The following is a 22,123-nucleotide window of genomic DNA, read 5'->3' as shown; positions in this document are numbered from 1 at the left end:
TTGTATGGGATTAGTCTTTCAGGGATATTTTCATATTTTCAAGGAGTTTAGCAATGATCTCTCGATAACCATCCATGTCTGCCAGTGATTGCAGATGTTGCAATGCTTGAGGAATTTTATGGTCGAAAGGAATCCGGGCAATAATTTTTCCATTAAATTCTTCAACAGCCTGAACTATCTTATTTTCAACCTCTGCGTTGAACCCGGCCTTATTAAGCAGGACAACATGGGGGATAGAAAATTTCTGTATCAGCTCTGCCAGACGGCGGTAATCAGAAAGACCAGAAAGGCTCTCTTCGACAACGGCCAGAACCAGATCAACTCCAGTGATTGATGAAATCGCCTGACAACTGGTCCCCGGCGGTCCATCGATAACAATGTAGGCAATATTGTTCGCTTTTGCAAGAGTTGATGCTTCCCCCCGAACCTTGGTAATCAATTTTCCACTATTATCTTCACCTGGAATTAAGTCAGCATGCACCAGAAAACCGTTATCAATAGTGCTGACATACCAATCGCCACCTTTACGATCAGTCATGCTGATTGCATTGACTGGACAGACAAAGGCACAAGCGGCACAACCTTCACAATCAGAATCAATGAAAATTTTACCATCGTCATCTTGACTGATGGCGTCAAACTGGCAGGTCGAGAGGCAGAGGCCACAACGGGTACACTGATTATGATCAACCTGAGCAATGTCCATCCCATAATAGGCACTGCTTGATTGTGAAACATAGGGGAGAAGAATAGGCAGGTTTGAAGCGTTGACATCGGCATCAACGGCAACAACTGAATCCATCATTTTAATTATCGAAGCGGTGATTGAGGTCTTTCCAGCCCCCCCCTTCCCACTGAGGATGGCAATCTGGCGTGTCATAGTTTTTCCAGCTCCCGACTAACTGCAGTATGCAGTCCCTGGTGAATCTCACTGAATTTCTGGCTCAGGATCTCTCCCCGTAAATTCGCTTTGTGATAACGATCGTCCAAGGGGATTGTCAATGCCGTCTGTTTGGATTTACCCTGAAAGAATTGATCGACACTCTCAGAACCCATCGCTTTATTAGCGATAATCAGGTAATTTTTTCCCATCTGTTGCACAATCTGCTCTGTCTGTTGCATGTCATGAAAACCGAATGGCGTTGGTTCAACCACCAGAACAACCAGATCCGCTGGCTTCAACGCTGCAACTGCGGCACAAGAATTACCGGGAGGACCGTCAATGACCGAAAGCTTCTGCCGATCTATCTTTTTGACCATCTCACCAATCAGATAGGTACCACGGGTGGAACCAATAGTCAGGTCACCGATATGCACCATATTGTCAATTTTCTGCGAGTAACCCGTTCGGATATTGCCGACAGAAGCCTGTTGATAACTGATAGCTTGTTGTGGACAGACCTTTTCACAGAGACCACAACCATGACAGAGAGTTTCGGTGAGATAGACGGTCTTAAGAATTTTATAGAGGGCATGAAAACGACACTCTTTGGTACAAATACCGCAGCCATCGCAAAGATCCTCTGCAAACACCGGCACGGGTTGAGTGACCGGGGTTGTTTGGGAAAATTTCGGTTGCAGAAAATATTCCGCATTGGGGGCATCAACATCCAGATCATAGAATTCCGCAGAAAAGACCTGGGCAATTGATGCGGCAAGGGTGGTTTTTCCCGCACCACCTTTGCCACTGACAACTGAGATGATCACTATGCGCCCCCACCGCAAACCTGATCATTGCTGATTGGTGCAAGTTGCTCAGCCAGGAACAAATCAACCGACTCCTGCACCGTTTGCCCTGCTCCGGCATAAACTTCAATCCCGGCATCACGGAAGCCCTGCAAGGGACGACCACCAATTCCGGCAACAATCAGCTTATCGACATGATTGGCGTTCAACAATATCACCGGAACCGAGCAACCACCCTGAACATGGCCACCATTCTTCATGGCAACAACCTGTTGCACCTCTTGATCTTTAATATCTATCAAAGTGTAATAAGCACACTTACCAAAATGGCCTGACCGTTGTGCGGTCAATCCCGCGTCAGAATCCGCTGGTATCGCCAAACGGAATGCTCCATTTTCTGGAGCAGAGACAGTTTCTTTCGGGGCCTCCTGTGGCTGAGACTCCTGAGGAATCCGGGATAAAACCTCTTCGACCGTTCCAGTGGTATTTTCGTGGTAGGCAATCTTCGCCTTATCTAGCACCTCTGCAGCTTTGGGTCCAACATGACCGGTATAGAGGACATCCACTTTGAATTCTGCCAGCTGTTGCGATGCACCGGTCCCAGCACCGTTGTCAGCTTCAATCCCTTCAGTGTTGTCGTGAGCGTAGACCTCACCCGTTGCGCTGTTGGCGATTAAAAAGTAGGCGGCACGGCCAAACCTTGGATCAACTTCTGATTGTAAAGACGCTTCCTTGGCAGTTACTGCGATAATCATAGTATGCTTAGCTCCATTGTTAAGTGAATTATAAAACTGTAAACGACAACCCCTCTAACTCAGTATGATTCAAATTGGGACGATCGTGAACACAACGAAGCCCATTATAGTAAAATTTTATCCACTGAATCTACCCTTGAGATAAATTGCTAACGTCGACAGCCCCCACGCCCTTGTCCTTGCCCGCGACCAGAACCACATCTCTTCCCCTGCCCCTGCCCACAGCCATTTCCCATTCTCCGACCGGCGCCAGTCAACGCCCCGGGGCATCGAGATGCAACATCCGAATCTGGGTTTATGACGGTTTGACTTGCAGTTGGCGTATTACTGTTTGCAATAGCCTGTTTGGGCGAGCCTCCCCCCTTTATTTGATCAAGGACATCTTGAACCGTTCCTGAGATATCCTCAAAATAAGGGATCTTGGCCTGATTTAAAACTTCAGCGGCTTTCGGGCCAACTTTCCCCGTATAAAGGGCTTCGACTCCATATTCAGATAATGTTTGTGCGGCCCCGGTTCCAGCACCATTTGCCGCATTGATACCGGCACTGTTATCGTGCCCGGTGACTTCGTCAGTTTCAGTATTAATAATCAGATAATAAGCGGCCCTGCCAAACCTTGGATCGATCTCTGATTGCAAGGAATTTTCCTGTGCGGTTATTGCGATTAACATATGCGTTTGTACTCCAATGCTTGTGCCTCCAGGTTCGCCTGCAGGCTACGCCATTGGGGCAGCCAACCGGCTGCCCCAATGAAGAACTATCAACGTCTGCCTCTGCCGCGTCCCATACCTTGGCCACGACCAGTTGCCATGCCATCACCGCGTCTGGCACCTAACCCGCGCCCTTGTTGATTATTGGGACCTTGATTTTGACCTAAGCCCAAGCGTTGACCTTGGCCATTTCCAGCCCTTACACCTTGCCCTTGACCGGCAACGCCTAAACCTCTTCCGGTCATTGCACCTTGCCCTTGTGGTCCTGTTCCATCTCTACCTGGCATAACTGCCTCCTTTAAATTAAGTTGTTTATGAAAGTATTGCTTGCGGGAGTCCCAGTTACAGACTCAATAACCGCAACCACTATGTGCATATGCACATAATAAGACTAGCTCTGAAAGCGGCCCTTGTCAAGAAATATTTGTGCATATACACATAATGGATTAAATAAAGTGGAATGACCTCAAAGGATGTCGCAGACGAAAGATAAAGTGGTCCAGAGATTGGATCGGGAACGAAGCAAAGCGGATGAATCTCTTGACTTAAACAGTGGGTGATATAGATTAACGCTCCAGCGCTTGTAGCATCATTGTCCCGGCCTGCTCGGCTTTCTCCAGAACCGTAGTTTCCCCTCTTACCCTTCCGGCTTCAAAACAATGCAGTGCCGCCACAGAATCAATTAATTGCAAACCGATATCACGGGAAAAATCTGATAGAAGGGTCAAGGTATTACCCATCATTGACTCTTCTGGCTGCTCACAAACAGCTGCGGTCACACAAACCTTATGGCTATCCTGATACTTACCAATCCATTGCTGACGATTGTGCGGATACTGGATCAAGCTGTAACAGCGGTCAATAAATCGCTTCATGTCTGAGGTGACGGTGTACCAGTAAGTTGGTGAGCCAAGAATGACAGCGTCAGCTTGATCCAACTTATGAATCAGTTCAGCATAATCGTCTTTAATGACACAGTCCCAGGAACCACTACAACCTTCACAACCGGTACAAGCTTCAATGCGGTAATCACCAAGAGATATCATCTCAATAGCATGCTGAGCCTGATCCGCAGCTTTCAAAATGGATTGCAGCAGGATGCTGGTATTGCCCTGCTTTCTACGACTGCCATTGATAGCAAGTATTTTCATAACGGGTTTCCTGAGTTCTCAAATAAAATATAGGGGGGTAACATCTATGGAAAAAGGTTATCAGCAGACAATAAGCCTTTTTGCCGGACATGATCACCAAATATTCCCTGTTCAATCAATTGTTGCATAATTTCTCCACACTTTACATGAAACATATCTCGTAACAATCGAACCGCCGGGGTAATCAGTTGCCGACTCGGGCAAATAAGCCAGAGTTCGGTCGATCTGGGGATGAACTCGGGCATGACACTTATCACTTTGCCTGAGAGTAAATCAGCAGACATATCGAGACAGGACTTGACCGCGAACCCCTTCCCGGTGACACACCAACGCCGGACCAGATCACCATCATTCGAGGCACGATTTCCACTCATCTTGACTTTATAGTCCGTCCCATTCCGTGAAAACTCCCAGACATCATGAGTCATCCCGTTAAGTTGATAAAAAAGTCCATTATGTGAGGTTAAATCATGAGGGTGTTTGGGGGTCCCAGACTGATCGAGATACTCTTGGGTCGCACACAAAACTCCTGGAACGTTGCAGATCTTAAATCCATACAAGCTCGCATCAGTTGGTGACCCATAACGCAATGCCATATCGACGAGATCACGATAAAAATCAATTTTTCGATCACTAATATCGGCCCTCAAGGTGACCTGAGGATGACTTTCCATAAATTCATCGAGCCAGGGCATCACCAGATTTCTCCCTAGATCGGATGACACCGCGATCCGCAGTTCCCCATCGACAATATCCTGGTCATCCTTAATTTTCAGTTTAGCCTGATCGAGCATCAGCAGCGCCTGTTCACACTGTGGGAGGTATCTTTCTCCCGCACTGGTCAAACGAAGACTCCGAGTTGTACGGATAAACAACTCCACCCCCAAGGCACTTTCCACCCGCTTAAGAGCAGCACTTGCGGTCGCTGTCCGCATCCCCAAATGAGTTGCAGCTGCAGTGATACTACGAAATTCAGCGACCTTGAGGATAAACTGAAGATCTTCTACCAACATTGCCATTCTCCAAAATAATTTGATAATATTTCAATCATTATACTGTTTAACTGGAATTCATCAAGGGCTATGATCTGAAAATAATAAATGGCACAACACTCGACACTAAAACGGAGATAAAAATGATGCAAACTAAGACCATCGACAAATCCAACTCTCAACATAATGTGCAACGCCAGATCATCGAAGCTTTCAATTTCCGGCATGCGACCAAGGTGTTTGATCCACATCGCAAAATTGATGCCGGTGAGTTCAACACTATTCTTGAAACCGCACGGCTGTCACCCAGCTCTTTCGGTATGGAACCCTGGCAGCTGCTGATCATCCAAACTCCGGAAAAACGTGAGTTGTTCCGAGAATTTGCTTGGGGAGCCAATGGGGCGACGAACGGGACTGCCGGACAACTTGGTACAGCCAGCCACTTTGGCATCTTTCTGGGGCATACCGGGACGACGATGACGCATCATTCCACCTACTTGCAAAAACACCTGAAAGAGGTCAAGCAGTTACCCGACGAAATTGTTGCATTTATCAACTCTGCCTACCAGAAATTTCAAGAACAGGATTTTCATATTTCCGGGGACCGTCAAATCAATGATTGGTCCGCACGTCAGGCTTATATCGCGTTAGGAAACATGATGACTGCAGCCGCGTTGATGGGCATCGATTCCTGTCCTATCGAAGGGTTTGAAGTGGATAAGACCATGGCAGTCCTCGAAGAGCACTTTGGGATCGATCCCACGCGCTACAAACCTGTGGTCATGGTCGCTTTTGGATATCGTGTTGACGAGCCACCACATGTCAAGACCCGCCGTAAGATTGAAGATATCGTCAGCTGGGCTTGAGCTTCGACACCCCGTCATTCTGACGTTTTGAAGGAGGAAAAATTATGCAAAAAACCGCAGTCATTATGGGCGTTATCGAGGCGGTATTGGCTGAGCTCACTGAATGACAAGCCATCAGCTTATAACTCGCTCCCTAAAAAAAGCAGATGGTAGCTTGACCTTTTCAGAACGGTTGGTCTAGTATTGTTTAAAAGGAGCCAAACATGGCAAGAAACAAAGAATATATGCGTGAAGAAGTTCTGGATGCTGCAACCCAGATTTTCTGGGTCAAAGGTTTCAAAGGGACCGCAGTCAGTGATCTGGTGGCCGTGACAGGTTTGAACAAACACAGCATGTATCAGGAATTTGGCAACAAAGAGGGGCTCTTTCGCGAGTGTCTCGACAACTATGTCCTGAAAATAAACAGAGAAGAGACTAACGTTCTAAGCCAGCAACCACTGGGGCTTAACAATATCGAAGAGTTCTTTCGGCGCCGACTCGATCATGCAACCTCCAGTAAAAGCCCCGGTTGTCTGTTGATCAATAGTGCTATCGAGAAGGAACTTCTCGACGAAGAGGCATTCAAACAGGTAGAGCACTATCTTACCCTGTTAGAAGAGAGCTTCTATCAGTGTCTCCTTGCCGAACAAAAGGCTGGAGGGATTCCACCAGAAAAGGATTGCCGGGCCCTGGCCTTTTACCTGCTGAACGTAACCGCAGGAATGATGGTTATGAGTAAAACAGCACCCGACAAAGAAAAGTTGACAACAATGACGACAGTTGCACTCGCAATCCTCAAGAACTAAGCACAGAGACAGTTCAAAAGATTTTTTTTGACCAATTTCAGAACGATCGTTTTAAAGAGAACGGACAACAAAGTCGACTGACAGAAGAACCATTCATCCTTTCAAGGAGATTAACTTTTATGAACAAGCTAACTATCCATACAATCGAATCCGCCCCGAGAGAAAGTAAACTGCTGTTGGAAAAATCCCGTAAAGCATTTGGCAGAGTCCCTGGTCTGCACGGTGTCCTCGCAGAAGCCCCTGGCCTTCTAGATGCCTATCAAGTTCTCCACGGGCTGTTTCAAAATTCATCCTTCAATAACGACGAGCTCACCGTTGTCTGGCAGACAATTAATGTCGAGCATGGGTGTCACTATTGTGTCCCCGCCCATACAGGGATAGCGAATATGATGCAGGTCGATTCTGCCATAACCGAAGCGCTGAGAAATCAAACCCCGATGCCCAACGAGAAGCTCCAGGCCCTGCACACAACAACACTGGCCATGGTCCGTAGTCGCGGACGCTTGACAGATGCTGAAGTTGAGACTTTTTATGCTGCCGGATACAACAAACAGCAGCTACTGGAAATCATCCTCGGTCTGTCGCAAAAAGTGATCAGCAACTATGTCAACGCTATTGCTGAAACACCGGTCGATACACCATTTAAGAAATATGCGTGGACAAAGCAATAATCAATAATCAATAAAAATATGCCGCTTTTAGCTTGTCGTCCCGCGCATGACTGATGCTTCTTCTAACATTACATCCGGGATAGCTCCTTTGAGGAGCCGACAAGCTGAGCGGCTGATAGTTATAGATAAGGCTGCAGAAAAGGAGCTATTATGGCAGAGAAGATCAGACTGGAGATTATTTCCGATGTCGTTTGCCCCTGGTGTATCATTGGTTATAAACGACTGAAAACAGCCATCTTGGAGATGGGAATTGAAGATAAAGTTGAGCTACAATGGCAACCATTTGAGATCAATCCAGATATGCCCGCAGCAGGTGAAGAGATACAGGCTTATGGGACGCGTAAGTACGGCTCAACCGCAGAGGAAGGGGCCCGCAATCGCGCGATGATAACAAAGTTGGGTGAAGAACTTGAGTTCAAGTTTGATTTTTTCAACGGAATGAAAGTTGTCAACACTCGGGACGCACACATATTGCTCGATTACGCAAAAGAACTGGGACTCCAAACAAAGTTAAACACCCAACTTTTCTACAGTTTTTTCAGTGATCGACAAGATATCTCTGATCGACAAATTCTTGAGCAGGCGTTGCAAAATGTTGGCTTAAATGTCGCTGAAGGTTTATCCCGATTGGACGATAATGGGGCCCGAAAACGCATTCTGGAACAGGAGATGCATTGGTACAACACGGGCATTTCATCGGTACCGACAGTCATCATCAACCGCTCAGAGGTTCTCACTGGCGCTCAACCGATCGCTGTTTATAAGCAAATATTGACAGAACAGAGCAAACTGTCATAGATGAGCAGAGTGGTGACAGAACCATTCGGCTTAAAGAAGCATTCTCATAACAACAGGAGTCCTTCATGCAGACAACCTTAGCTTTCGATGTTTATGGAACCTTGATCGACACTCATGGTGTTCTAAGTGCACTAAAAGTTCTGGTCGGTGATAAGGCAAAAGCCTTTTCGGACACCTGGAGAGACAAACAATTAGAGTATTCGTTTCGCAAAGGTTTGATGCAAAACTATGCAAACTTTGCCATCTGCACCCGTCAGGCCCTTGATTATACCTGCGCTTATTATCAATCCAACTTGAACGACGAGCAAAAAACAGAACTCATGAGCATTTATCGTGTCCTGCCCGCGTTTAATGATGTTAAAAAAGGCCTCACTCAACTGCAGACTGCTGGCTTTCAACTTTTTGCCTTTTCAAATGGCGCGGCAAACGCTCTCGAAGCATTGCTGAACAATGCTGACATCCGAGATCTGTTTCTTGATGTTGTCAGCGCTGATGAAATCAAGACCTTCAAGCCGAATCCAGAGATCTATCATCACTTTCTCAAGCGATCAGCATCAACAGGCGCCAACACATGGCTGATTTCCAGCAATCCCTTTGATATCATCGGCTCAATGTCAGCCGGAATGAAAGCAGCCTGGGTCAAGCGCTCTCCAGACGCGCTCTTCGACCCCTGGGGAATTGAACCAACGATTACGGTTCAGAGCTTGATCGAATTACCAGAAGAAATTCCAAACCATAACTCTGACTTGTGATGAACATTTTCACTGGCTAAGACAAAAAATTTGCATTTCAACAAGGAGGAAGCGATGGCTGAAAAAAGACTCAAAAGAAGTTTTTTACAAAGAGTCATGGGGACTCCCGCGACACAAAAACCTGCAGAATCCCAGTGCTGGAACTATGCAGAGGGAAAACTGACCATCGATCTGCAAAAGGCCCCGGAATTAACGGTTTCTGGTGGCGCCTTACGTCTGGAGGGAAACAACCTGCCGCTACGGGTTCTGGTGGTCAACAGTGAGGATGGAGAATATCGGGCTTATCACAACAGGTGCACTCATATCGGCCACCGCCGTCTGGACCCAGTGCCAGGGACAAACACAGTACAATGTTGCAGCATCAATCATTCAACCTTTGATTGTTGTGGTGCAAAAATTGAAGGGCCTGCGCGTCGCCCGGTCGCCAACTTTCCAGTAGAAAAGAATCAGGGGCGACTAATCATTTCAATTGTAGAACAAGCAACTAATCGATGAATGTGACCGCTATTGAGCGGTCTCGTCAAAGTGACATTGTCGATCGACTTGTCGGCGTAACCAGCAAAGCATGCCCGCGATTTCGTTTCTTCCTCATCCTTTCGGCCACAATATCAGGGGCATCTTTAAGCCCTTTGAATCAGTACGGCCTCTGATCATAGGAATCAAATCTGCTTAGCAATATCCACTTCTATCACGAATTTATAACAGCGATATATTTTTAGTTGACAAGAACATACATCTCATCTAACTTATCTATATAAGTTAGATGAGATGTATGTTCTTTCTGTCATTACTAGCACAACAACCACCAACCCCAACTACGAATGCACTCGTTACCAGCAACCGATTTTCAGGAGGTCAGTCATGAAAAAGCTCAGCCTAATTATTGCTCTCGTTTTACTGTCCACAAGCATTTCATTCGCAGCGGATTTTCCATCAAAACCAATAACTCATATTGTTCCTGCGAAAGCTGGTGGTGGCTTTGACCGCTCATCAAGAGTTCAGGCAGTAGGCTGGGAAAAAATTCTAGGCCAACCAATTACCTTCGATTATTCACCAGGAGCTTCTGGTGCCATTGGATTCGGTAAAATGATGGCCAGACCATCTGATGGATACACAACCATCATGACGACCATTGCAATGTATGCGATGAATGTAAACACTGGCGTAGCTAAGGCAGGATGGGACAAAGTCGGTTTTGTCGGTAACCTCATCACCGACCCCAATGTCTTACTCGTGCACAATGATTCCCCTTACAAAACGATTGAAGAATTTATTAAAGCAGGCAAAACAGCGAAGAAACCGCTAACAATTTCAACTTCTCATCCCAAAGCGGTTTCAACTCTGGCCGCTAAGATTCTCATCGAACTGACAGGTATTAACGCTAAAGTTGTTCCTTTTGATGGTGGGTCTAAAGCTCGTAACGCCCTCGCTGGCAAACAGGTTGATGCTTGTATCGGTCCTTATTTCTCGGCTTCATCAAAGAAAGAATTCATTAAAGCGCTGGCCTCTTTCACAAACAAGAAAGTTTATTCAGGATTATGGGACATTCCCACTTTGACAGAAGCCACAGGTAAAAATTTTCCAAACCTAGTAGAACCTTTTGCTTTCATGATCAAACGCGATGTGATGCAAAAATCACCAGAAAACTACAACAAACTTGTTACCACCTTTAAAGAAGCGGTCTCTCTTCCTTCAACATTGGAGTTTGCAGAGCAACAAGGGATGGCTCCTTTTATCGACTACTGGACACCTGAAGAATGTGATGCTTACGTGCAGGAATTTCAAAGTGTCTGGGAAGAATATAAGCATCTGATGTGATTTTTTCAGCTTGAGATTGCAGGTGTGGCTAGGACTTATGTCCCTGCCACACCTAAGAAGAGGCCACTATGGAAAAAAATAAAAAAAGATTTAATCCGAATGAAGCAATCGTTCCGGGAATCTCGCTCTTATTCGGTATTGCCTACTTTGTTCAGACTGCAGATGCTTCTTGGATTGCTATCAAGTGGGCCTATGGGTTAGGGACACTCACTGGTTTATTTTTACTGGGAATTATCTTCACTTATGTTTTTTCTATCCCAGTGAAAAAAGAAAAAACGGATACACCAGCAAACAAATATAAACCTCTTATTATTCTGATTGCTCCTCTATTGTATATCGCAACGATGCCCTACCTTGGATTCGCTTTAAGCAGTTTTGTGTTTCTAACACTGTTGTTTAGATGGCTAGGTGGGAAATCATGGTCCAGAAATACAATAATCGCGTTTACTATTACAGCCGTTCTTTACGTTGCGATGGTTTTATTGATGCAAATGTCGCTACCTCGTTTGGAAATTGGCTCATTTATCCTATAGAGGTGATATCGTGGGTATAGCAAGTTTAGACGTTATCCTTTCTGGTTTGGGACTACTACTACAACCTGAACATCTTATGTGGCTCCCGCTCGGAATGCTTGCCGGGCTCTTGATTGGGGCGATACCAGGGTTCAATGACACTAATTTTTTAGCAATGGTCCTCCCTTTCACTGTTTATCTCGGTCCAATGAATGCTGTTGTTTTTATGATGGCATGTTTTTGTGCCTCACAAGCTGCAGGATCTTTTCCTGCGATTTTACTCAATATCCCTGGGACCCCCTCAAATGCTCCAACTTGTCTTGAGGGCTTTAAGATGACCCGACAGGGTCGAGCTGGATATGCCATGGGTTTATCGATTGGTGCTTCAACAGTCGGGGGAATCTTGTCAGCATTGGTTGCCCTAGTTATAACCCCGGTGGTCGGTATTTACGCCTTGAATTTTGGTCCAGCCGAGCTGTTCATGATGGCAATTTTTGGCATGACAGCTGTTGGTTCTCTGACTGGAAAATCACTATTAAAAGGCCTTTTTTCTTCGGCACTAGGATTGTTTGTTGCCTGTGTAGGAACAGAGTTTCAAGAAGGTTATACACGAGCCAGTTTTGGATTCTTCGAGCTCTATGAGGGCTTCCCCCTGATTCCAGTACTGCTCGGTGTTTTTGGTTTCAGTGAACTTTTCAGTCTGGTCGGAGAAAAAAATCTCGTCGCTGAGGGGATAAAAAAGGTCAATGGATTTGGTCCAATAATAGAAGGACTCAAAGCCTCAATGAAACATAAGATCAACATGGTTCGTTCTGGACTGATCGGCATCCTCGTCGGTTTGATACCTGGCACCGGAGCAGCTATTGCCACTTGGGTCAGTTATGGACAAGCCAAACAATGGAGTAAAACCCCAGATAAATTTGGAACCGGCCATGATGAAGGATTGGTCGCCGCAGATGCTTGCAATAACGGGGTTCCCGGAGGCGCGCTAATCCCAACTGTCACCTTAGGAATCCCCGGATCTGGAACGACGTTGGTCATTATGGCAGCCTTGATGATCAATGGTGTGACACCAGGACCCAGTTTTTTTGGCGAGCATGCTGTTGAAGCATACGCGATCCTTTTTTCTCTGGTTGTTGCAAATATTTTACTGCTGCCTATCGGTCTGGTGGTTGCCCGCCTTGCGTCAAATGTCACTTCAGTCCCTAACAAATATTTGGTACCGATCATCGCTCTTTTTTGCCTCATCGGAGCATTTGCATCACGGCAGATGCTATTTGATATGTATTTGGTCGTGATTTTCGGGGTTTTTGGTGCGCTGTTAACGCGTTTCGGATACTCAGTACCCGCTTTTTTGCTGGGATTACTTTTAGGTCCTTTAGCCGAGCGGAATTTTTTCTGGGCAGTGGAAATCGGCGGCATTGACAGCTTTCTGCGCCCGATTGCTCTGGTTATTTTCATTGCGACAATCGCGGTATTGGCCCTTCCAGTCATCTTAGCTAAAATGGTCAGAAGTGGAAAAACAGCTCTATCTGGAGTAGAGACAATTGAAAATGAAGACGAAAACTCTTAGTTTGAGGTAACATCCTGCGCGCAGAGAATGACTGCTTAGTTTCTCTGCATCAAGGTATGTCAATTTTGTGGCAATAAAAACTCACACTATGATGGATTGAAATATGAATCAGACGAGTATCGACTTCAAAAACGAAAAGCCTCTCTACCTGCAACTGGCCGAGGCTATCAAGCAAAAGATTTCCAGTAATATCTGGAAAATCGGCATGATGATCCCCTCAGAAAATGAGCTCTCCAGAGAGCTTGATGTCTCTGTCGGTACGGTCAAAAAAGCCTTGGGATTACTTGTTCAGGAAGGAGTTCTTTTCCGGCGTCAGGGAAAAGGAACCTTTGTTGCTACTCCTGATTTCTCAAAGAGTTTCAGCCGCTTTTTCCGTTATGGGCAGACCGGCGATTTGTCCGGTGACAGCCCTGGTAGTGTCATCCTTGATATGACTGTTATCAAAGCTGATTCACAGATTGCAGAGATATTACATTTAGCTGCAGGCACTGAAGTACTAAAGATCAAAAGAGTCAGAACCTTGCAGAAAACTCCATTTTCCATAGAAGAACTGTTTCTCCCCTATGAAAGATTCAAGGGGATGGATAAATCTTTAATCGAAAACAAACTACTTTACCCTATTTATAATGAGAAATTTTCGACCCCAATTATTTGGGCAGATGAATATCTTCAACCGGGGATTGCGGATCAGGAAACCGCTGAAGCACTGGGGATAGAAATAGGTGCCCCGGTTATGTGTGTTGAACGATTAGCACATACCTATGAAGACATTCCGGTTGAATGGCGACGCAGTTTTGGGCGTGGCGAAAGCTTTCGCTACCATATCGTCATTCGCTAGATTGACACAGAAAAAGGTTATAGAAAGTGAAAACAACAAAAGATTTTAAATTATTCGATAGTCATTTTCATATTATCGACCCGCGTTTTCCACTAGTAGAAAACAACGGCTTTTTACCTGAGCCCTTCCCCGGTACCGCTTATGCAGAAAGGCTCAAAGATTATGATCTGGCTGGAGGCGCGATTGTCTCTGGATCATTTCAAGGATTTGACCAGAACTACCTGATTGCAGCTCTGCAGCAACTGGGTCCTGAATATGTTGGCGTGACCCAATTACCTGCAACTGTTGCTGACGAAGAGATTTTAACTCTGAATGCGGCTGGAGTCAGGGGGGTACGTTTCAACCTGAAACGGGGAGGATCAGAGGGTCTGGAAAACCTCGAGGCTTTTGCATGTAGACTCTATGAACTGGCTGGTTGGCACGTCGAGTTGTATATTGATTCATCAGATCTGGCAGATCTATATGAACTTCTGATTTCACTCCCTTCGGTGTCAATCGCTCATTTAGGACTGTCAAAATCAGGTTTTGCAACATTGTTGAAATTAGCAGAAAGAGGGATCACCGTTAAAGCGACAGGATTTTATCGCGTTGATTTTAATGTTAAACAAGCATTACAGCAGATCGTTTCCACCAACCCCAACTGCCTTATTTTCGGTACCGACTTACCTTCAACGCGGGCAATTCGACCATATCTGGACGATGATTATCTGCTTGTTATTGAAGCTGTTGGTGAAAAGCTTGCGGCCAAAGTATTCTATGATAATGCCATCGCATTTTATAAGCCCAGACAGATTCGTGGCGCGTCATTGCCACTCGATCTAAATTTATAGCTGGCAAACGGGTTCTGTTCCTGGAAAGACTATTGGGACAAAGACCTTTCTATGGCGACGGTTCGTATTTATACCCAATTCCGTAGATTGAATGAATCAACTCGAGTTCCGGCGCTGCAATCGCTATTTTTTTACGTAGTTTTTTGATGTGGCTGTCAATAGTCCGATCACAGACGATGCGCTGATCAGAATAGAGGAGATCCATCACCTGATTGCGGGAAAAGACCCGACCCGGGCGTTGGGAAAAGATGCTCAAAAGTTTAAATTCGACAGGAGTCAGATCAAGATTTGTCCCCTTCAATGTGGCTTGGTAACGCTCTTCATCCAAGACTAAAAGCTGTTGCTCTTCGTCTGTTTGCGGGGCACTGCGACGTAACACGGTTTTGACCCGCGCGACAACCTCACGGGGACTAAAGGGTTTGCATATGTAATCATCAGCCCCTAATTCCAACCCCAGCAGCCTGTCGATCTCTTCAACACGAGCGGTCACGATAATAATCGGGACACTGGAGAAGGTCCGGATCTCTTTGCAGATATCCAACCCATCTTTGCCGGGCAACATCAAATCCAGGAGAATCAAATCGGGAGAGTTCTCTCTGACCCAAGAGATAACTTGTAATCCGTCGGCCAACCATGCGGTGGTATATCCAGATTTCTGCAAATAATCACGATGCAATTCAGCCAGTTTTTGTTCGTCTTCAACAATAAGAATCTTGCTATTCATAACGGTTCCCAATTTCATAGCGGAAGTTTAATGGTAATGGCTAGCCCCTGCATTGAAGAGTGACTGGCACTGATTTCGCCTTGATGAGCCTCAACAATATTACTACAAATAGCCATTCCGAGTCCTACGCCACCATTGGCTCGATTGCGTGAGGATTCGCCGCGATAAAGGCGATCAAAAAGTTTACTGAGTTGTTCGTCTGCAACGCCGGGGGCTGAGTCCTCAAAATAGAAGAAGAGATTCTCCTTGTCGAGTGCCATCCGGATCGTTAGTTGACCAGGAGAATCGGTGTAGCGCAAACTGTTTTCCATGAGGTTGCTGAACAGTTGTTGCAATCGGTCGGGGTCTGCAAGGAGAAGCGGTGCACAGCCTGGTGATATTTCGTTGTGAATCTGGATGTTCTTGGCAGCAAAACGAGACTCGAAGAGTTCTATGGTTCCAGTCAGGATAGCAACAGGGTTGAGGGTCACTCTTTTGTAATTTAGGGCCCCTGAATCTGACATGGAAAGTTTGTAGAGATCATCAACCAATCGCCCCAGATGCGTCGTTTCACTGTGTAACGCTGCAAATGTTTCGGTACCGGGCTGGCGGATACCATCCTGCAATGCCTCTACTTCACCATGCAGAATCGCCAAAGGGGTCCGTAGCTCATGAGATATATCGGCGACCCATTGTCGCCTAATTTCTTCGTTCTTCTCCAAGGTGCGAGCCAGACTGTTAAAATCGGTCGATAGCTGTGCCAATTCATCGTTGGTGATAATAGGAATTCGGGTATTATACTCTCCAGCGATCAGCTTACGGGTCCCCGCTGTCAACTCTTTGATCGGTCGCAGCAAGTGAATGGTCAGCGGGTAAGCAAGCAGCAACGAGAGCACCGCCATCACCAATGCAATCAGAGCAAAGGATTCTGTTTGCTCTTCGACAAACAGCAGGTCACCAGAAGCAAAAATCTTTTCAACCGGCAGAATCGCCAGATAACCAACAACCTCCTTTTGAAACAAGAGTGGTTGCAGTTGGAAATGATCCACTTTTGCCGGAGGGCCAAAAATACTCTGTTTTTGCGCATCATAAAGAGCGACCCGTGGCCCTCTTTTTGGCGGCAGACCAGCGGGGCGATTGCCCCTTTGTTCCATACGCGGCTCTGGCCGTGCACTCTCATTTTCAGCAGCACGCAGAAATTCTTCCCAGAGGAAAGGATTCCCCACTAAAAAATTCCAGCTCCCATGCTCCGCATAACTGGTCATAAGTCGTTCAGAAAGTTGATCAAGTTCCTGCAACTCCTGATTGTTGACGTAATTAAGAAAACCACGGTCAAAACTCCACTGCATGAACAGGAACATCCCGCTAGAGACAACAATGCTGGTCAGAAGGAGGGTAAAAAATAGTTTGTGCCTAATCTGCAGTTTCATACAAACCCTTTGTTTCCTTTTTAAGAGCGGCAAATCATGAAATAACCTAGCATTTTTTCCCAACCAATAAATCATAATTTCTGAATGTGAAAGAAATATGAATGGGAGAAAATACGTCATCGACCATGGCAGTCACCATTCCCCTCCAAAAAAGATGTCTTCATCCGGCCAGAATCCTTATTTCTTCCTCATTTACTGTGCATTATGGCGTCATTGTTTTGAAGCTTTGGTGAAAGAGATAACATCCAGATCTTCTGTCTACCTGAGCTGTCATCCCGTTTTGCAGAGGAACCAGACAAAAAACGAATAACACAGACAATGAGAACAATGACCGTTTTTATCATCTCCAAAACAACAGCACCTCTCATTAACCTGACTCAAAACCTGAAGCTGGAGAATATCGAAACCAGCCTGGTTGAGCGCTGGGAAAATCTTCATTCGGAGATCGGTTCCGATGATTTGCAATTTGTGGTTTTGATCTGCCCGAGCCCAGAGGTTGAGGGGTTACGCCTATGTCGTCAAATACGCAATGATTATCATGGGATATTGATCTTGATTACAGAAAAACCAGATCCATCTCTGAACCTCCTCGCCTTGGAAATGGGCGCTGACATTGTCCTGCCGCTAAATGCTGGGACCGCCCTGATAACGGCTCAAATTAAAGCTCTTCTGCGACGCTTCGTAACCTGCGAACCTGAACCGGTACAAACCTTTGGTCACTTGACGGTTGATGCAAACAGGCGGGATGTTTTCATTACTGGGCAACCGGCGCAGTTGTCAACGGTTGAATTTAATCTGCTCTGGCTGCTAGTGAAACAGGCCGGTCGCGTTGTCAGCCGCGAACGCATCCACAACGAACTCTACAACTCATCCTATAACGGATACGACCGGGGAATAGACATCTACATCTCCAGAATACGAAAGAAGATTGGCGATAATCCCGTCGCCCCTCGTTACCTGAAAACTGTTCGCGGTGTTGGTTACCAGTTCGTTGCTGCATCTAGCGAACAGCCCATACACTCGCAAGAAAGCTACAAACTGTTACATTCATGAGACAAAATCACCACAAACATCTTCTTGCCACCGTTCGATAAGAAAGAGATGGGAAGACCGTCGATGAACAGATGGAAGCAGACAACCTAAATTTTGGAGGTCACAATGATTAACAGTGTAAGCATGAGCAGCATGTCGACAATGGGCACCAGCTCTATGCAGCGACAACCGCCACCACAGGACAAAGATGTTTTTCAAGTGGCGGACTCAGACAGTAGCGGGCTGGTATCCTCAACCGAGCTGGAAACGCTGGCCGCAGGAATAGAAGAACTCACCGGCAACAGTATTGACGTTGAAGAAACACTTGCAACATACGATGCCGACGGGGATGGCGGTTTAAGCGGCGAAGAGCTGTTTGGACTGTTATCCAGTCAAGGATTTAATCCTGGAGGGATGGTCAGTGGTGAAAGTAGTGATTCGGAAATGATGCCACCACCCCCGCCACCACCACAACAAGCGAGTTCTGCCTATGAGGCCAATAGTGGCGAAGATACGATCAGCCAGCTGATTGAACTCTTAACCGGCAACAGCGAAAGTGAAGTGACCTACTCTTCACTGGAGGCAACCGCCTAACCCTCCACAGATTGATAAAAATAACTTTTTGCAACAACTTGACGATCCCCCATAACCTGAATCCGGAATACCGGATTCAGGTTTTTTCGTCTTGTACTGTCACTCGGCTATTTCCATATTTCTTCCCTATTCTCTCCTTATTTTCTCACTACGATTCCAATCAACAAATTAATGCCATTAACACAAAGGAGTTTCATGATGAAAAAACAGCTGTTGACCAAGACTGTCTTGATTTTAACTCTGGTCATATTGTTACCAATCGTCGGCTGCGCCAGCGGCGGCAAAGGACGTCCCCAGGGGCCGCCACCGGAAGCAATCGCCGCTTGCGAAGGAAAAAGTGTCGGTGACAGTGTCACCTTTACGGGTCGGGAAGGCGAGTCCATTAAATCCACCTGTCAAGAGGTTGACGGACAAATCGTTGCCGTACCAGAAGATATGCCCAAAGGTGGTCCTCCTCGTTCATAATCAAGATCCTCAGCAGGAATACTGTTGCAGAATTCCTGCTGAGGAGGCGGAAAGGAAACCCAATGTTAGCAGCAAAAAATGAAAAGATGGATGTCAGTCATTATAAGATTCTCGTTGTCGATGACAACAGAACCCACTTGCAACTGCTGAATATCTGGTTGCGAGAAAGTGGTTTTACCGTCGTTACCGTGAATAGTGGATATGAAGCACTGGAAAGGTTCAATCACGAAGACTTTGATCTGGTGCTGACCGACGTCGATATGCCCGGGATCAATGGCAACATTCTGGCTCAATATATTCATAACATTAGCAAGAAGACTCCCGTCGTTGCTTTGACCGCATCCCTCTGCTTCGATGATAGTAACTTTGATCTCGTGATCAATAAACCCTATGAGCTAGAAGGGCTTGTCAATTCGTTGCAGTATGTGCTGCAAGAAAAAACGTCTATATCTTACGAATTAAACTTAAAAAATCGAAAAGTACTCTACCAGTTACAGGGATTTGAACATGGCCATCAAACAGATTAAAGGTTGCATCGGCTGCGGAACTTGCATCCAGACCTGCCCGACAGATGTGATCCGCCCTGATGAAAAAACCGGCAAAGCATTCATCAAGTATCCGGCCGATTGCCAGATCTGCCATCTATGCCGGATGTATTGTCCGGTAGATGCCATCACTATTACACCGGACAAATCCATTCCGGTCATCGTTTCATGGGGTTAAAAATGGTTGCATACATTAAAAAAAACGTCCATCTGCAGATTCTGATAGCCTCTATTATTCTGCCACTGATGATCTGGTCCGTTAGCAATGAACCACAACGAACACTGTTAAAAGAGTCATTATCGATTGTCACTCTCGTCGCTTTCAGCTTGATGATAAGCCTGTTCTACCTGTCGAGAACCAATCAATCTGTTGTCAATAAAATGAAGTTCAGCACGTTAATCGGACTGCATAAGTTCATCGGATATACAGCGGTCACACTGCTGCTACTCCACCCAGTTACGTTGGTGATACCACGTTTTTTCGAAGCTGGTATTGCACCGTTTGAGGCCTTCACAACAATCGTAACGACATTCACCAGTCAGGGGGTTGTGCTCGGTCTTCTCGCCTGGAGCTTGATGCTACTTATCGGCGTAACCTCTTTGTGCCGCAAACAACTCCCTATAAGATATCAAACATGGCGGGTTTTCCATGCTGTATTGGCATCTTTAAGCGCTTTATGTGCCACCTTTCATGTCTTCTATCTTGGTCGTCACAGCGGTTTCCCCATGATCATCTTCATCACTCTGTTAACAACAGGCGGACTCTATTTACTGCTCAACAGCTACACGTCCAAAGACCAGAAAACAGGGGAAAAAGTATGAAATCACAAAAACACAATAACGGTCTGACACGCCGCAATTTTATGGCTCTGGCTGGCGGCGCTGCGGGACTGGCAGCGATGGCTACAATAGGCATCTCGGCAAGAGAGTCTGAACTGCAAGCAAATATCCGTGAAATCGATCTCAATGAAATAACTTACCAGGAAAATGAAACAGACATCCTGGTCGTCGGTAGCGGTATTGCCGGATTATTCGCAGCCGTAAAAGGACACGATGCTGGAGCCAGAGTGATGATGGTTTCCAAAGGTCGCCTTGGTTCCTCGGGCCAGACCCCATTTGCCAAAGGGATCTTTAGCTACGATCCGGCCAAAGAGAAGTTAAGTCTGGACGAATTTGTTGCGACCGTCTCCCGTTCGGCACTGGGAACCAATAACCCGGTTTTTACCCGGCAGATGGCCGAACATTCTCTAGCTCGGGTTAAAGATTTGAGAGAGTGGGGTTTCTTTGATTCTCCCCTCTACTTTAACTCTTTCAGCAAGCCCCTCAACGAGCGCAACGTCCCGATCATCGAGCGGGTCATGATCACCCACCTGATCAAAGAGAACGGCAAGATTGCCGGTGCAGCGGGTTTCAGCGTTGATGAAGCCAAGGTGCACATCTTCAAAGCCAAGAGCGTCATCCTCTGCTCTGGCGCTGGAGGATTCAAACCAAACGGATTTCCGATCTGTGACCTCACCCACGATGGCACTGTCATGGCCTATAGAATAGGTGCCAAGGTAACAGGTAAAGAATGGAACGACGGCCACATCGGGCAGGCAACCAACGCTGCGGCCTGCTACGACGGTTGGCACGGGATGTTTGACCGCAAGCCGGGCTTAACCGGAGTTGAAGTCCATCATGATCTTGGCGTGGAGATGAATTATCAAGCTTACATGGCGGGGAACCCGCTTGCTGGTGGCCCTCCGGGTCGGAACACCGGCAAACAGATCAGCGGCGGTCCCACTCGCCCGGCTGAATTCAGCGAAAAGGACCGGCGTCCTGGACCGCCCCCAGGTGATGGCAACAACAAAAGGGGTAATCCTCCTCCAGGAGGTCACCACGACGAAGGTGGTGGCCCTCCTCCCGGCATGTCCAATGGTAGTTCCGTTGGCGGTTCCTCAGCTGGGATGTCAATTCATAAGTCCGAAGGATTGGTCCCCATCAACGACAAAGGGGCGTCCAATATTCCTGGACTCTATGCGGCAGGAGATGCTCTTGGCTCATACATGGCTGGAGCCATCTATACACAAGTAGGATCTTCTTTGGCCGGTTCAGCGGTGCAAGGGGCGATCGTTTCTGAAGCAGCCGCTGAATATTGCCACGGGTTGGAAATGCCCAGCATCTCGCTGGCAAAGATCAAGGCCCTCAGAGAAGAGATTCTTGCACCACTCAAAAGAGAGAAGGGTTACGGTCCTGCCTGGGTCACCCAGACATTGCAGGGGATCATGATCCCCAACTTTATCCTCTATATCAAAAAAGAGAGCTTGTTAAAGGCAGCCCTCGCCTATATTGAAGAGTTGCGCGACCACCACCTGCCACTGCTCCGCGCCGCGGATCTGCATGAATTACGCTTGGCTCACGAAACCGCCAACATGATCGTCAATGCTGAGATGAAGTTAAAGGCGTCGCTGATGCGCAAAGAGAGTCGATGCAGTCATTACCGTCTTGATTACCCAGACATCGACAGGAAAAACTGGAATGCCTGGATCAATATCTATCAGGGCAAGGATGGTCAAATGAAATTTGAAAAACAAGCCTTTGACAGTTGGCCGAAAGCTTAAACAAATAAGAAAAGTCA

At 46.5% G+C, this 22,123-nt stretch carries 27 protein-coding genes; 18 read left to right on the top strand and 9 right to left on the bottom strand.

All coding sequences use genetic code 11. From position 1 onward, the window contains the following. Nucleotides 1–10: 10 nt before the first annotated feature. The 7 genes from BLU87_RS02680 to BLU87_RS02650 all read right to left on the bottom strand — a co-directional run bounded on the left by BLU87_RS02680 (nucleotide 11) and on the right by BLU87_RS02650 (nucleotide 5,315). On the bottom strand, nucleotides 11–880 hold the full coding sequence (locus BLU87_RS02680) for an ATP-binding protein (RefSeq protein ID WP_092344426.1): 870 nt from the start codon (nucleotides 878–880) through the stop codon (nucleotides 11–13). After that, the gene (locus BLU87_RS02675; protein ID WP_175498246.1) at nucleotides 877–1,707 is read right to left on the bottom strand and encodes a 4Fe-4S binding protein; all 831 of its coding nucleotides are present in this window, start codon (nucleotides 1,705–1,707) and stop codon (nucleotides 877–879) included. The genes BLU87_RS02680 and BLU87_RS02675 overlap by 4 nt, the downstream gene beginning before the upstream one ends. Further along, nucleotides 1,707–2,441, bottom strand: a complete 735-nt coding sequence (locus tag BLU87_RS02670; protein WP_092344422.1) for a NifB/NifX family molybdenum-iron cluster-binding protein — start codon at nucleotides 2,439–2,441, stop codon at nucleotides 1,707–1,709. The genes BLU87_RS02675 and BLU87_RS02670 overlap by 1 nt, the downstream gene beginning before the upstream one ends. 149 nt (nucleotides 2,442–2,590) lie before the next feature. Further along, a complete protein-coding gene (locus BLU87_RS02665) occupies nucleotides 2,591–3,112 on the bottom strand; it encodes a NifB/NifX family molybdenum-iron cluster-binding protein (RefSeq protein ID WP_092344420.1) in 522 nt (173 codons plus the stop codon). A gap of 89 nt (nucleotides 3,113–3,201) precedes the next feature. Continuing rightward, on the bottom strand, nucleotides 3,202–3,438 hold the full coding sequence (locus BLU87_RS02660; protein WP_092344418.1) for a DUF5320 domain-containing protein: 237 nt from the start codon (nucleotides 3,436–3,438) through the stop codon (nucleotides 3,202–3,204). Between the two features lie 279 nt (nucleotides 3,439–3,717). Continuing rightward, a complete protein-coding gene (locus BLU87_RS02655) occupies nucleotides 3,718–4,302 on the bottom strand; it encodes a flavodoxin family protein (RefSeq protein WP_092344416.1) in 585 nt (194 codons plus the stop codon). Nucleotides 4,303–4,346: 44 nt separating this feature from the next. Next, nucleotides 4,347–5,315: a LysR family transcriptional regulator gene (locus tag BLU87_RS02650; RefSeq protein ID WP_092344414.1), complete on the bottom strand. Its 969-nt coding sequence runs from the start codon at nucleotides 5,313–5,315 to the stop codon at nucleotides 4,347–4,349. A gap of 122 nt (nucleotides 5,316–5,437) precedes the next feature. Between BLU87_RS02650 and BLU87_RS02645 the strand changes: the two genes are divergently transcribed. From BLU87_RS02645 to BLU87_RS02595, 11 genes are all read left to right on the top strand, one after another. Next, entirely contained in the window at nucleotides 5,438–6,160 is a 723-nt protein-coding gene (locus tag BLU87_RS02645; RefSeq protein ID WP_217637420.1) for an NAD(P)H-dependent oxidoreductase, read from the top strand. A 203-nt stretch (nucleotides 6,161–6,363) separates the two neighbouring features. Beyond that, nucleotides 6,364–6,945, top strand: coding sequence for a TetR/AcrR family transcriptional regulator (locus BLU87_RS02640; protein ID WP_092344412.1), 582 nt, complete (start codon nucleotides 6,364–6,366; stop codon nucleotides 6,943–6,945). Between the two features lie 119 nt (nucleotides 6,946–7,064). Further along, a complete protein-coding gene (locus BLU87_RS02635; protein WP_092344410.1) occupies nucleotides 7,065–7,616 on the top strand; it encodes a carboxymuconolactone decarboxylase family protein in 552 nt (183 codons plus the stop codon). A gap of 150 nt (nucleotides 7,617–7,766) precedes the next feature. After that, nucleotides 7,767–8,414: a DsbA family oxidoreductase gene (locus BLU87_RS02630; protein WP_092344408.1), complete on the top strand. Its 648-nt coding sequence runs from the start codon at nucleotides 7,767–7,769 to the stop codon at nucleotides 8,412–8,414. A gap of 65 nt (nucleotides 8,415–8,479) precedes the next feature. Then, a complete protein-coding gene (locus tag BLU87_RS02625; protein WP_092344406.1) occupies nucleotides 8,480–9,166 on the top strand; it encodes a haloacid dehalogenase type II in 687 nt (228 codons plus the stop codon). Between the two features lie 54 nt (nucleotides 9,167–9,220). Beyond that, complete coding sequence (locus BLU87_RS02620; RefSeq protein WP_092344404.1) at nucleotides 9,221–9,661, top strand: Rieske (2Fe-2S) protein; 441 nt, start codon at nucleotides 9,221–9,223, stop codon at nucleotides 9,659–9,661. Between the two features lie 366 nt (nucleotides 9,662–10,027). Then, entirely contained in the window at nucleotides 10,028–10,984 is a 957-nt protein-coding gene (locus BLU87_RS02615) for a Bug family tripartite tricarboxylate transporter substrate binding protein (protein WP_175498245.1), read from the top strand. 68 nt (nucleotides 10,985–11,052) lie between these two features. Then, nucleotides 11,053–11,517: a tripartite tricarboxylate transporter TctB family protein gene (locus tag BLU87_RS02610; protein WP_092344400.1), complete on the top strand. Its 465-nt coding sequence runs from the start codon at nucleotides 11,053–11,055 to the stop codon at nucleotides 11,515–11,517. Nucleotides 11,518–11,527: 10 nt separating this feature from the next. Next, complete coding sequence (locus tag BLU87_RS02605) at nucleotides 11,528–13,069, top strand: tripartite tricarboxylate transporter permease (RefSeq protein WP_092344398.1); 1,542 nt, start codon at nucleotides 11,528–11,530, stop codon at nucleotides 13,067–13,069. Nucleotides 13,070–13,172: 103 nt separating this feature from the next. Then, nucleotides 13,173–13,907 (top strand): GntR family transcriptional regulator, encoded by a 735-nt coding sequence (locus BLU87_RS02600; protein WP_092344396.1) that lies wholly within the window; start codon nucleotides 13,173–13,175, stop codon nucleotides 13,905–13,907. A 26-nt stretch (nucleotides 13,908–13,933) separates the two neighbouring features. After that, a complete protein-coding gene (locus BLU87_RS02595) occupies nucleotides 13,934–14,737 on the top strand; it encodes an amidohydrolase family protein (protein WP_092344394.1) in 804 nt (267 codons plus the stop codon). Between the two features lie 49 nt (nucleotides 14,738–14,786). Here the strand turns inward: BLU87_RS02595 and BLU87_RS02590 are convergent, their stop codons facing one another. Both BLU87_RS02590 and BLU87_RS02585 read right to left on the bottom strand, forming a co-directional pair. Beyond that, on the bottom strand, nucleotides 14,787–15,461 hold the full coding sequence (locus tag BLU87_RS02590; protein WP_092344639.1) for a response regulator: 675 nt from the start codon (nucleotides 15,459–15,461) through the stop codon (nucleotides 14,787–14,789). Nucleotides 15,462–15,475: 14 nt separating this feature from the next. Beyond that, nucleotides 15,476–16,870 (bottom strand): ATP-binding protein, encoded by a 1,395-nt coding sequence (locus BLU87_RS02585; protein ID WP_175498244.1) that lies wholly within the window; start codon nucleotides 16,868–16,870, stop codon nucleotides 15,476–15,478. Between the two features lie 327 nt (nucleotides 16,871–17,197). Here BLU87_RS02585 and BLU87_RS02580 point away from each other — a divergent pair, with 327 nt between their 5' ends. The 7 genes from BLU87_RS02580 (at nucleotide 17,198) to BLU87_RS02550 (ending at nucleotide 22,106) form a co-directional block, all read left to right on the top strand. Then, a complete protein-coding gene (locus tag BLU87_RS02580) occupies nucleotides 17,198–17,923 on the top strand; it encodes a winged helix-turn-helix domain-containing protein (protein WP_175498243.1) in 726 nt (241 codons plus the stop codon). A 105-nt stretch (nucleotides 17,924–18,028) separates the two neighbouring features. Further along, the gene (locus tag BLU87_RS02575) at nucleotides 18,029–18,496 is read left to right on the top strand and encodes an EF-hand domain-containing protein (protein ID WP_092344388.1); all 468 of its coding nucleotides are present in this window, start codon (nucleotides 18,029–18,031) and stop codon (nucleotides 18,494–18,496) included. Nucleotides 18,497–18,691: 195 nt separating this feature from the next. After that, on the top strand, nucleotides 18,692–18,961 hold the full coding sequence (locus BLU87_RS02570; protein ID WP_217637419.1) for a hypothetical protein: 270 nt from the start codon (nucleotides 18,692–18,694) through the stop codon (nucleotides 18,959–18,961). A gap of 62 nt (nucleotides 18,962–19,023) precedes the next feature. After that, nucleotides 19,024–19,488 (top strand): response regulator, encoded by a 465-nt coding sequence (locus BLU87_RS02565; RefSeq protein ID WP_092344386.1) that lies wholly within the window; start codon nucleotides 19,024–19,026, stop codon nucleotides 19,486–19,488. Then, nucleotides 19,469–19,684, top strand: coding sequence for a 4Fe-4S dicluster domain-containing protein (locus BLU87_RS02560; protein ID WP_092344384.1), 216 nt, complete (start codon nucleotides 19,469–19,471; stop codon nucleotides 19,682–19,684). The genes BLU87_RS02565 and BLU87_RS02560 overlap by 20 nt, the downstream gene beginning before the upstream one ends. Before the next feature lie 2 nt (nucleotides 19,685–19,686). Then, entirely contained in the window at nucleotides 19,687–20,328 is a 642-nt protein-coding gene (locus BLU87_RS02555) for a ferric reductase-like transmembrane domain-containing protein (RefSeq protein WP_092344382.1), read from the top strand. Then, complete coding sequence (locus BLU87_RS02550) at nucleotides 20,325–22,106, top strand: FAD-dependent oxidoreductase (RefSeq protein WP_092344380.1); 1,782 nt, start codon at nucleotides 20,325–20,327, stop codon at nucleotides 22,104–22,106. The genes BLU87_RS02555 and BLU87_RS02550 overlap by 4 nt, the downstream gene beginning before the upstream one ends. The last annotated feature ends 17 nt before the right edge of the window (nucleotides 22,107–22,123 follow it).

The organism is Desulfuromusa kysingii, from assembly GCF_900107645.1.
In the GTDB taxonomy this organism is placed as follows: domain Bacteria; phylum Desulfobacterota; class Desulfuromonadia; order Desulfuromonadales; family Geopsychrobacteraceae; genus Desulfuromusa; species Desulfuromusa kysingii.
The sequence above is the reverse complement of the archived record's forward strand: the minus strand, read 5'-3'. Positions and strand labels throughout refer to the sequence as shown.